At 62.7% G+C, this 11,150-nt stretch carries 9 protein-coding genes and 1 pseudogene; 4 read left to right on the top strand and 6 right to left on the bottom strand.

Translation table 11 applies throughout. The features are described from left to right. Positions 1 to 176: 176 nt before the first annotated feature. The 6 genes from Q0687_RS22650 to Q0687_RS22625 form a co-directional block, all read right to left on the bottom strand. Complete coding sequence (locus tag Q0687_RS22650; RefSeq protein ID WP_298881588.1) at positions 177 to 578, bottom strand: VOC family protein; 402 nt, start codon at positions 576 to 578, stop codon at positions 177 to 179. A 449-nt stretch (positions 579 to 1,027) separates the two neighbouring features. Next, a complete protein-coding gene (locus tag Q0687_RS22645) occupies positions 1,028 to 1,735 on the bottom strand; it encodes a fumarylacetoacetate hydrolase family protein (RefSeq protein WP_298881585.1) in 708 nt (235 codons plus the stop codon). Further along, positions 1,728 to 2,804 (bottom strand): gentisate 1,2-dioxygenase, encoded by a 1,077-nt coding sequence (gene gtdA / locus Q0687_RS22640; RefSeq protein ID WP_298881582.1) that lies wholly within the window; start codon positions 2,802 to 2,804, stop codon positions 1,728 to 1,730. Before gtdA ends, Q0687_RS22645 begins: the two co-directional genes overlap by 8 nt. Positions 2,805 to 2,818: 14 nt before the next feature. Beyond that, positions 2,819 to 4,174: an MFS transporter gene (locus Q0687_RS22635; RefSeq protein ID WP_298881579.1), complete on the bottom strand. Its 1,356-nt coding sequence runs from the start codon at positions 4,172 to 4,174 to the stop codon at positions 2,819 to 2,821. Positions 4,175 to 4,238: 64 nt separating this feature from the next. Continuing rightward, positions 4,239 to 5,897 (bottom strand): benzoate-CoA ligase family protein, encoded by a 1,659-nt coding sequence (locus Q0687_RS22630; RefSeq protein ID WP_298881576.1) that lies wholly within the window; start codon positions 5,895 to 5,897, stop codon positions 4,239 to 4,241. Next, positions 5,890 to 7,068 (bottom strand): FAD-dependent monooxygenase, encoded by a 1,179-nt coding sequence (locus Q0687_RS22625; protein ID WP_298881572.1) that lies wholly within the window; start codon positions 7,066 to 7,068, stop codon positions 5,890 to 5,892. Before Q0687_RS22625 ends, Q0687_RS22630 begins: the two co-directional genes overlap by 8 nt. A gap of 162 nt (positions 7,069 to 7,230) precedes the next feature. On the opposite strand from Q0687_RS22625, the gene Q0687_RS22620 reads away from it, so the two are divergent. From Q0687_RS22620 to Q0687_RS35860, 4 genes and pseudogenes are all read left to right on the top strand, one after another. Next, positions 7,231 to 7,629 (top strand): acyl-CoA thioesterase, encoded by a 399-nt coding sequence (locus tag Q0687_RS22620; protein ID WP_298881570.1) that lies wholly within the window; start codon positions 7,231 to 7,233, stop codon positions 7,627 to 7,629. Beyond that, on the top strand, positions 7,626 to 8,471 hold the full coding sequence (locus tag Q0687_RS22615; RefSeq protein WP_298881566.1) for an IclR family transcriptional regulator: 846 nt from the start codon (positions 7,626 to 7,628) through the stop codon (positions 8,469 to 8,471). Before Q0687_RS22620 ends, Q0687_RS22615 begins: the two co-directional genes overlap by 4 nt. A gap of 385 nt (positions 8,472 to 8,856) precedes the next feature. After that, positions 8,857 to 10,413, top strand: a complete 1,557-nt coding sequence (locus Q0687_RS22610; RefSeq protein ID WP_298881563.1) for an ISL3 family transposase — start codon at positions 8,857 to 8,859, stop codon at positions 10,411 to 10,413. 506 nt (positions 10,414 to 10,919) lie between these two features. Further along, positions 10,920 to 11,117 (top strand): annotated as a pseudogene (locus tag Q0687_RS35860) (cupin domain-containing protein); the annotation flags it as partial. Positions 11,118 to 11,150: the final 33 nt, after the last annotated feature.

The following is an 11,150-nucleotide window of genomic DNA, read 5'->3' as shown; positions in this document are numbered from 1 at the left end:
CGAATCAACTCCGTGCGACGGAATCAGAGATCGCTAATTAGGTACAGACCCTAGTATACAGGATGGGTAACGCGACTTGTCCGCCGTAGCTTGCAAGGCAAAGGCGGAACGAGAGCCATCATGCTTCAGCGAGGAACGGGTGTTGATGAATCCAAGTGCTCGCCCCCTCCTACGGCCTACGCCCGCCCGATCACCTGCGCGATCTCCCAGACATGCCCCGAGGGGTCGGCGAAGGCCGCGGTTCGTCGTCCCCAGGGACGGTCGATCGGGCCATTGAGCAGATCGACGCCGATCGCCCGGAGCGCGGCGCACACCGCGTCGACGTCGGCCACCCTGATCGTGAGCAGTGCGCGGGCCCCTGCGGACGACGGTCCCACCGGGATTGGTGTGACCAGCGGAGGCGCCTGGGAGATGTCGAGAAGATTGATCAGGAGGCCGCCGAATTTCAGCACGGACGAGACGGTATCCTCCCAAACGGTCTCGGCTGCGAAAACCTTGCCGTAGAACGCCTTCGACGACGTGATGTCGTCGACGAACAGCGTGATGACTTCGACGTCGCTCGGCAGACCCTTGACCATGTCGGCTCCCTCCCCCTTACGGCGCGTTGCCTCGACCGCAGGCGAGGCGCATTCCGCAGAGCCGGCACGTGCCATCGGGCTCGGCTGCGGACACCTGCGCTATCAGATGGGATCGCTGGGGATTGATGGTAGGGGTCCGCTACATCGCTAGACCCACTATTTCCGAAGCCCTCTTTTCCTTATCGGGGGCCGTCTGACTCTCGACGGCAGGGCTATCGGATATGAGCTTCTTGAGCGACCTGCGCGCACGCCTCGTCCTTCGAGACGACCGCTTCCAGCAGTCTCCTCAGGATGAGGCTAAGCTGCAACGGCGCCCGCTGAAACTGCAGCCACACGCTCCGCCCTCATCCTGAGGGCCCGCCAGAGGCGGGCGTCTCGAAGGATGCGCCGCAGCGACACTGCTCTCGGCGATGGACCGCTTTGGCAGTCCGTCAAAAGCCGACATCGAGCTATTCGACGGCGATCCTGATTTCGCCGATCCCGTCGATGCCGCCGGTCATGATTTGGCCGCGCTGCACGGGGCCGACGCCTTCCGGCGTCCCCGTCATGATGATATCGCCGGGTTTGAGCGCCATCGACCGCGAACAGATCGAGATGATATCGGGCACGGGCCAGATCAGCTTTGCGATGTCGGAGTCCTGCTTGGTCACGCCGTCGACGGCGAGCCAGATACGCCCGTTGCCGGGGTGCCCGACCTCCGAGACCGGCCGCAGCGGCGCGATCGGCGCCGAGAGGTCGAAACCCTTGCCCCAATCCCAGGGACGGCCCTGCTCGCGGGCCTGAAGCTGCAGATCGCGACGGGTCAGATCAATGCCGACGCCGTAGCCCCAGACGTGATCGAGCGCGCGCGCGACGGGGATGTCAGTGCCGCCCTGCCCGATCGCAACGATCAACTCGATCTCGTAGTGGAAATTGTTGGTCAGCGGCGGATAGGGAACGGTCGCGCCGTCGTCCACGACCGTATCCGCGGGCTTCAGGAAGAAGAACGGCGGCTCGCGATCGGGATCGCGCCCCATCTCACGTGCATGCGCCGCGTAATTGCGGCCGACGCAGATGATCCGGCGCACCGGAAAGCGCGCCGACGCATTGTGGACCGCGACCGACGCCTGCGGCGGCGGTGACAGGACAAAATCCGAGCGAATAACGGTATCAAGCATTGCCGCGGTCCTCTCTGAAAAGATGCAGGGCTTCCTGAATGGGTCGATCGGAATAGGAGAAGATCACGGCGTCGCCGCCGGAGGCTTCATGACGTACGCGATGCCAGGACGGCACCACGAAGATGTCGCGCTTGCCCCACTCGACGACGATATCCTCGCCGGATCGCGACGAGATCACGCTGCGACCCTTGCCTTCGATCGGCACGAACACGGTCGCGTCGGTCGAACGGTAAGCTGCCGTCGCAAAATCCTTCGGCAGGAGCTGGATGAAGGTCGCCATGGTGGCCATGGCGTGATTGCCGGTGATCGGATTGGTGTAGCGCATCTTGAGACCGTGGCAGGCGTCCCAGGCGGCGGCGCGTCGCAGGCGCTCGAGTGCCTCGCGGGTTCGTGCATAGGGATAATTGAACACCGGCGAGGTGCCGCCGCTGCCCCTGTGATCGACCGGAAGCAGATTATGGCCGTAGCGGGCATCGCTGTCGCCGACCGGACGGGTGATCGGCTGCTCGTCGACGTCGAGATGTTCGGCGAAGGAAGCATCCAGCATCTGAATGACGGGAATGTCGAGACCGTCGAGCCAGAACACCGGATCGTCACTCGGATTGCCGTGATCGTGCCAGGCCCAGGGCGGCGTGATGATGAAGTCGCCCTCATGCATCATCGTGCGTTCGCCGTTCACTGCCGTGTAGGCGCCCTCGCCCTCGAGGATGAAGCGGAGCGCAGACTGTGTGTGGCGATGGGCCGGTGCAATTTCGCCCGGCATGACGAGCTGCACGCCGGCATAGAGATCCGTCGTGATCTTGGATTGACCGCGCAGACCTGGATTCTCGAGGACGAGAACGCGCCGCTCGGCTTCCTTTGCGGTGATGAGACCGCCCGCCTCCAGCATGTAGGCGCGGATCTCGTCGAACCGCCACGATGCGGGACGACACGCGCTCCGCGGCTCCGGCGTCACGAGATCGGCCAGCGACAGCCACAGCGCCGTGAGGTTGTTCTTGTCGATCTTGTCGTAGAAGGCGCGCCGCTCCGGTGTGTCGGCGGTGGGCGCCATGATGGCTTGCTCTGACATTGTCTGTCTCGCTTTTAGTGATGAAGCGTTGCGACCGAAGGCACGAGCCTGAGCGACGGCTCGCGCTTGCGAAGGGCGATTACCGCAAGGCCCGCCAGCAGGGCCGGCGCCGCCGCCGTCAGCACGACGGACTGCGCAGTCCACCCGAAGCCGAGCAGAGCGCCTCCGGCGACCGGCCCGATGATCGATCCGATGCGACCGACGCCGAGCGCCCAGCCCACTCCGGTGGAGCGGATCTCGGTCGGGTAGAGGCTGGCGGCAAGCGCGTTCATGCCGATCTGCGCGCCGACGACGCCGAAGCCGGCAAGGAAGGTCGCAATCATCAGGGTCCAGACATTGGACGAACCGAATGCGATGCCAGCGATGAAGAGTGCGGAGGCCGAATAAGCGCCGCCGAGCACCAGATAGGGATCGAGCCGATCGACGAAGCGGCCGAGCACGATTGCACCGACGACGCCTCCGGCGTTGAGCACCGCCGTCGAGAGGATCGCGATGTTGAGTGGCAGGCCGCTCGCCTTGAGCAGCGAGGGCATCCAGTTCACGAGGAAGTACATGACGAGCAGGTTCATGAAGAATGCGACCCAGAGCAGCAGCGTCATAGATGCGCGGCCTTCGGCGAGAAGCTTTGCCACGGGGAAGCCTGATACCTGCGAGGACCGCATGACATAGCGATTTTCGGCCACCTGCGAAATGCTCGGGTCGAGCCTTGTCAGAAGCTTTGCGATTCGCTCGTCCGCAACGCTGCGCGTCATCAGGAAACGGATCGACTCGGGCAGCCAGATGGTGAGAACAACCAGGGTCGCGAGCGGCAGGATGCCGCCGACGAGGAAGACCGACTGCCAGCCTTGCGCAGCGATTAACGGCGCGCTGATGACGCCGCCGATGGTCGAACCCAGCGGAAAGCCGCAGAACATGATGGCGATCAGCAGCGCGCGCATCCGCTTCGGCGCATATTCGCTGGTCAGCGCGATGATGTTGGGCATGGCGCCGCCGAGGCCGAGACCCGTCAGGAAACGATAGGCCAGGAGCTCGTTCAGCGTGGTCGCCCGCGCCGTGACGGCTGCGAAGATGCCGAACAGCAGCACCGATAGCAGGATCACCTTCTTGCGGCCGAACCGATCGGCCGCCGGGCTCAGGATGAAAGCGCCGACCGTGAGGCCGGCGAGGCCCGCACCGAAGATCGGTCCGAAGCCCGCCATCGCGATCCCCCATTGCTCGGCAATGACGGGCGCGACGTAGGCGATGGCCTGGGTGTCGAAGCCATCGAGCATGGCAATCCAGGCGCAGAGAACGAGGATCAGGAGCTGGAGGCGCCCGAACCGCGCCTGTTCGATAACTTCAGTCACGTCGATCGTCTTCGCAGGCGACATCACGAACTGCAATGAGCTTGGGTTTGCTGAGGCAGTGACAATGCGCGTAGAAGGCAGGCCGCGCTCAGGCGTCCGCTGGCGCGCTGCGCAGCTTCTGCCGATCGATCTTGCCCGTTCCGGTTTTCGGCAATTCGGGCCGGTATTCGACCAGGCGCGGATATTTGAACGGCAGCAGCTTCGACTTGACGAAATCGTGGAGCTCTCGGGTCAGCGTTTCGCTTGGCGCATAACCATCACGAAGAGTGATGAATGCTTTCGTCGTCATGCGGCGATCGGGCAGCTCGAGGCCGAGGACAGCACATTCGCGGATCGCCGGGTGCTCCGACAGGCAAAGCTCGATCTCGAGTGGGTAGATCCACTGGCCGCTGACCTTGATGAGGTCGTCGACGCGCCCGACAAAGGTGTAGAAGCCATCGGCATCCTCAACCAGCCGGTCGCCGGTCCATATCCACCCCTCCTCGCGCATGGTCTGCGCGGTCTTGTCCGGCCTGTTCCAGTAGCAAGGCGCGTTGGAGTGTGCACGGACCCACATCACGCCTTCCTGTCCCTGCGCGACCGGCTCGCCCTCGGGCGTTGTCAGCCGGATCTCGTAGCCGGGAACGCGCTTGCCGGCCGCGCCGGTCTTCTTCTGCGCGGGCGTGTTCGAGAGATAGATGTGCAAGGCTTCAGTCGATCCGAGACCTTCGACGATCTCGAGGCCGAAGCGCCGCTTCCAGTCGTTGAAAATGTCCTGCGACAGCACTTCGGCAGCCGAGAGACAGAGGCGCACGCTGGACAGATCGGCGGTCTCGATCCGCGGGTGATTGAGCATCGCGTTGTAGAGCGTCGGCAGGCCGAAGAAGAGCGTCGGCTTGAACCGCGCGATCATATCGAGCACCGCGGCCGGCTCGGGCCGCCCGGCCAGCAGAACCGAGGACGCACCGACCGAGAACGGGAACGAGATCGAATTGCCAAAGCCATAGGCAAAGAAGATTTTCGGCACGGAGAAGCAGATATCGTGCTCGCTGATATCAAGAATGTGGCTGCCAAAACTCTTCGCCGTGTAGTCCATGTCGTGCTGGAGATGCACGATGCCTTTCGGCCGGCCGGTGCTGCCCGAGCTGTACATCCAGAACGCCATGTCGTCGCGCCGCGTAGGCGCGGCGTCGAGCTCGCTGCGAAACTGCGCGAACCATTGGTCGCCATTGATCATCCTGACCGGGGATTCGCCCTTTTCGCCTTTGGCCTCGCCGTTGAGTACGACAAGGGTGCGCAGCTGCGTTGGTGCGATCGTCTCCTGTTCGAACAGCGCAGCGTATTCGGCATCGATCACCGCAACCGGCGCGGACGAGTCCTGCAAATAGAAGCCGATGAGATCCTTCGGCGACAACGTGTTGATCAGCATCGGCACGAAGCCCGCGCGGACGGCACCGAAGAACACCGCGGGGTAAGATGCCGTGTCGTTCAGCAGGAGCAGCACGCGATCGCCGCGGCGCAGCCCGAGCGAGGCAAGTGCGTTGCCGCATTGCGCGGCCCTGGCGCAGAGCTCGCCGCAGCTGGCGTTACCAGTTGCAGCATAGATCGCGATCTTGTCGGCACGACCCGCCCTAAGATTGTCGAACAGGATCTCGCTGGCGTTGTAGCGCTCGGCGATTTCGAAGCCGATCTCCAGCGCCCCGGGAGCATCCTCAGGTACGCGGTCCACGATCGCGGTCACGAGCGCTTGGTCGATTCCATCAGTCATGGGCGTGCTCCTTGACTCGCGCCGATGTGCCGGGGATCGGAGACTGCGCGTCGTAGCGCGCCATGAAGCGCGGCGACATGGCGCGGAGCTGATTGTCGTCGATCCGCCCCGAGCGGGTGATGTAGCTGTAGCCGAACTCCAGCGGCTTCAGCTTCATGTACTCGCCGAAACTTTCGTACCAGGCTGCGCTGGTTTTTGCGGCCTTGACCAGCTTCTCCACCGCCGGGCGGCGCGCGGCCTCATAGCTTTCGAGCGCGCGGCGCAGATGATTTGGTTCACCGTCCAGCGCGCCCACGAGGGCGATGACGTCCTCGAGCGCAAGGCGCGTGCCGGATCCGATCGAGAAATGCGCGGTATGGAGCGCGTCACCGACGAGCACCATGTTGCGGTGAGACCAGCGATCGTTCCACAGCCAGGGGAAATTCCGCCAGACCGACTTGTTGTTGACGAGCGGATGCCCTTCGAGCGTGTCGGCGAACACCTTCTCGCACAGCGCCTTGCTCTCTTGCTCGCTCTTCTCGGCGAAGCCGGCGCGCAGCCAGGTGGCGCGATCGCATTCGACGATGAACGTGCTCATCGTCGGCGAGTAACGATAATGATGCGCGTTGAAGCTGCCGAACTCGGTTTCGACGAACGTTTGCGTCAACGTCTCGAAACGCTTGGTGGTGCCGTACCAGGCAAACTTGTTGTCGTCGTAGGAAAGCGAGGTCTTGAAGTCGCCTTCATAGGTTCTTCGCACCAGTGAGTTCACTCCGTCGGCGGCAACGATCAGATCGTGGCCCGCGAGCTCATCGAGGGAGCGGACGATCTTGCCGAAATGGAGATTCGCGCCGGCGGACCGGGCGCGCCCGGTCAGCTGCGTGATGAAATCGAGCCGTCCGACCGCGGAGAAGCCGACGCCATCAAGCACGACGCGCTCGCCGCGATGCACCAGCGTGATGTCGCGCCACGTCTCCATGCGCACTGATACGGCTTGCTCGGTTTCCGGATCGTCAGCGCGAAGGAAATCGAGCGCCTTGTCGGAGAAGACGACACCGAATCCCCAGGTCGCGCCTTCCGGATTCTGCTCGAAGACATCGACGTGAGCCTCGGGATGCCGACGCTTCCAGAGCGCGGCGAAATACAGCCCCGCAGGACCGCCTCCCAGCACAGCAATGCGACCAAGCCGCATGACTTTTCCCTTCCCTGACTTTCTCGCTTCTTATTCCTCACGGTACAATCTATTTCCTGATATGCAATATCTTTCTTTGCGCTGTGAGGAATTATTTTTATTATAGGGAATATAGAGGCCGGAGAAGCTTCGGTCCGGCATCGAAGGCGGTAGGATTCTTGGATGTTTGAAACAGCTTTCACGATCGAGTGGGGCGATTGCGACGAAGCCGGAATCGTCTTTTATCCCAATTACTTCTACTGGCTCGACTGCACCTATCAGCGCTGGTTGCGCACACACGGATTGGGCCAGCGCGAGCTCAAACGGCGCTTCAACAGCGTCACGCCGCTCGTCAATGTCGGCGCCGAGTTCACGGGGCCCGGCCGCTACGACGACGAGCTGGTGATCCGCGCAGAAGTGGCCGAGTGGCAAGAGCGACGGTTTCGAATCGACTACAAGCTGTCGGTCGGAAACATGCAGGTTGCGAGCGGCTTCGAGCAGCGCGCCTGGGCTACTGTGACAGAAGCAGGCGGGCTTCGCGGCGCGAGCGTGCCAACCGAATTCAGGGAATTGTTGAAATGAAGCGGACGCCCGCGAAAGATGCCGATGAGGAGAGCGGGACCGCCCCGGGTGGCATCCAGGCTCTCGACACCGCGCTTTCGGTCCTGCGAGTCCTGCGATCCTTTGACGGGCCGGCGACGCTGTCGGATATCGCGCGCGAAGCGGGCATGTCACCGAGCAAAGTGCATCGCTACCTGGCAAGCTTCATCCATGCGGGCCTTGCCGTGCAGAAAGAGCGCTCCGGCCGATACGACCTCGGCCGCGAAGCAGCGGAGCTCGGTGTTGCGGCCATCAGCCGGAACAACTTCGTCGTCCGCGCATCCGATGAGCTTGAGGAATTGGCCGCGACGACGGGCCAGGCCGCGCTGCTGGCCGTCTGGAGCCACAATGGCCCGACCGTGGTGAGAATGGAGAGGGGCCCCCATCTGACGACCACGTCGATCGGTCTGGGCAGCACGTTTCCATTGCTGGATTCAGCGACCGGACGGGTCTTCCTGTCTTATCTGCCGTCCCCGCAACTCACCGCACGACTGCACAACGAACTCGAGCGCGCCGCTTCTGCCGGCGTGAGCTGGCCTGATCTCAATCCCGATATGGCAAGCGTCGAGGCATTGACTTCGAAAGTCCGGCGCGAGCGCATCGCCTATGTCGACGGTCGTTACATCCCGGGCTTGATCGCGATTTCATCCGCGATCACGAATTGGCAGGGAGAGATCGAGGTCGCCATAACCTTGTTCGGCACGCACAAGGACTTGCTGCAGCCGGATAGCCCCGCGCGAGACGCCTTGATCGATTTTGCCGCCCGTCATTCGATCGTTCCGCCGACCCAACTCGGCAGTTCGCGGAATCCACCGGCGCGATAGATCGCAACTGACCACGCGTGCATCCCGCCCTACTGAGGGAAATGGCTTATCCGAACCGCGTCGAAGGAGTGTGGGGAAATATGGTAGCGGGGGAGGGACGCGCTGCCAAGTCCAGAACCGAAGCGAAATCTTGAGGTTTTACAGCACGTTGGCCAGAATGTGGTAGCGGATTTGACGGTGTTACATCCCACGGGGATGTCTCACCCCGCCCGCCCCCGGAAAGGCCTATTCGTGGCTCGTCCCTCCTACCTCGCCCGGCGCGGCGACGGTCGCTATTTGTGTCGCGGCTCCGAATATTGACCCCTTTCGGCGCCCAACATTGGCTCTGACTCATTTCTGATGAAGTTCGCCGGCGACTGTGGTTCTTCAACGGAGAATCGGCGCCATGCGGACAGGCTTTCGAATTTCATCGCTAGTACCGAGTGGTTTGGTGTTTGATGGCGTAAGTGATTCAGAGGATTCGGTTATTCTGGCTGTTCGGTCAGAGGCTGCGGAGGCCCAGTGCCCTTTGTGCGCGACAGCATCGCGCCGAATCCATAGCCGTTACATCCGGCACGTGGCCGATTTGCCATCAGGGGGCAGAAAGGTGCGCCTCCGATTGCTCACGCGGCGCTTCACATGTGAGGAGCCGCATTGCCGCCGGCGGATCTTCGCAGAGCGGTTCGGAGAAGACATCGTCCCGCTTCGACGGCGCCGGACGGCACGGCTGGAATACATCGTCCATCACTTGGGGTTGGCGCTCGGCGGCCGGCCGGCGGCAAGCTTCGCCAAGCGGCTCATGCTGCCTGTCAGCAACGATACCTTGCTACGGGTGGTCCGCCGGCGGACGGCGATGCCGACAGATCCATTGCTTGTTGTGGGCATCGATGACTGGGCGTTCCGGAGAAACCATCGATACGGGACGATCGTGTGCGATTTGGAGCGTCGGCGGATCGTTGCCCTGCTGCCCGACAGGGAAACTGCGACCGTTCGGGCGTGGCTATCGAAGCACCCCGCGATCAACATTGTGTCGCGAGATCGCGGTGGTGGATACGGCGAGGCAACAGCCAAGGCGCTGCCGAACGCCATCCAAGTCGCCGACCGCTGGCATCTGATGGAAAATGCGAGCGCGGCCTTCCTTGATGCGGTGCGCCGCTCCATGAACAGAATCCGAACCGCAATAGGAGCGACGACGATCAATCCGGAATTGCTGACCTGTGCGGAAAAGCTGCGCTATCAGGGCTATCTGCGGCGCCAGGACAGCCATGCCGCAATTACGGCTCTCGTCAGCGACGGTTTGCCGCTCAAGGAGATCGTCCGCCGCACAGGACATAGTCGCAATCTGGTTCGCCAAATTAGCCGCGGCGGCGGTACGGATATGTTCCGCACCCGTCAAAGCACCCTGGACGGGCATCTGCCGTTCCTGGACGCGCAGTGGTCAGGCGGCTGTCGCAACGGTGCCGAACTCTGGCGCCGTTTGAAGGGACAAGGCTTCAAGGGATCGCTGCGCGTGGTGGCGGAATGGGCGACGCGACGGCGGCGTGCCGAGACTATCAGCCATCAACAATTGCAGAAGGTCCCCGCCGCCAGGACGATAGCGCAGCTGATGACGACGAAGCGCGACCACCTAACCAAGGCCGAGACCGTCACGCTTGCCGTCATCGAACAAAACGTTCCTATGTTGGCCGATGCCCAAGCTCTCGTTGGCCGTTTCCACGCGATGATCCGAAGGAAGGCCGAGATCGAGCTCGAACCTTGGATTGATGAATCCAAGCGGAGCCTCATTGCCTCGTTCGCGAATGGAATCGCCAACGATAAGGGCGCGGTGCACGCCGCTATTACGCAACCATGGTCCAATGGCCAAGTGGAAGCTCAGATCACCAAGCTCAAGCTGGTCAAACGGCAGATGTACGGGCGCGCTAAGCTCGATCTCCTTCAGGCTAGGCTGATTGGCGCGCCATAAAAACAATCACGATCATCGAATATGCGTCAGAGCCAATGTTGGGCGCCGGTCGGGGGTCAAAAGCCGCGCCGATCCACAGAACGTGGCCATACGGCGGCAAGATCGTGCTGACGTGCGGCTGAGCAGGAGCCTCTCATGAACACAACAAACCGACGGACCCTGCTGGCGGCCGCTGCCGCGCTCGGCGCCACCGCAGCGGCCTCGGCCCAGCCGCGCAACGAACCTGTTATTGGCGACAAGGGCGCCGCGATCGTCGGCCCGCACAATCCGGAGCGGGAGCTGCAGAACCCGGACATATTGCGGCCGCCGTCGACCGATCATGGCTCGGTGCCGAACCTGCGGTTTTCGTTGGCGGACGCGCATATGAAGATCCGAACCGGCGGCTGGTCGCGCGAGGTCACGCAGCGCGAGCTGGCGATCTCGACCACGATGGCCGGCGTGAACATGCGCCTGACAGCGGGCGGCGTCCGCGACTTCACTGGCACAAGCAAGCCGAATGGGCGTTCTTGCTGGCGGGCAAGGCCCGCATCACAGCGGTCGACAATGACAGCCACAATTTCATCGCCGATGTCGGTCCTGGCGACCTCTGGTACTTTCCATCAGGCATCCCTCACTCGATCCAGGGCTTGCCGGACGACGGCTGCGAATTCCTGCTGGCGTTTCCGGACGGCGAGTTCTCCGAGGACAGCACGTTTGCGATCACCGACCTGTTTGCCCACAACGACCCCGCTGTGTTG

The organism is uncultured Bradyrhizobium sp., assembly GCF_936928535.1.
Classification (GTDB): Bacteria; Pseudomonadota; Alphaproteobacteria; order Rhizobiales; family Xanthobacteraceae; genus Bradyrhizobium.
Note: the sequence above shows the minus strand (reverse complement) of the source record. Positions and strands in the feature narration are given on the sequence as shown.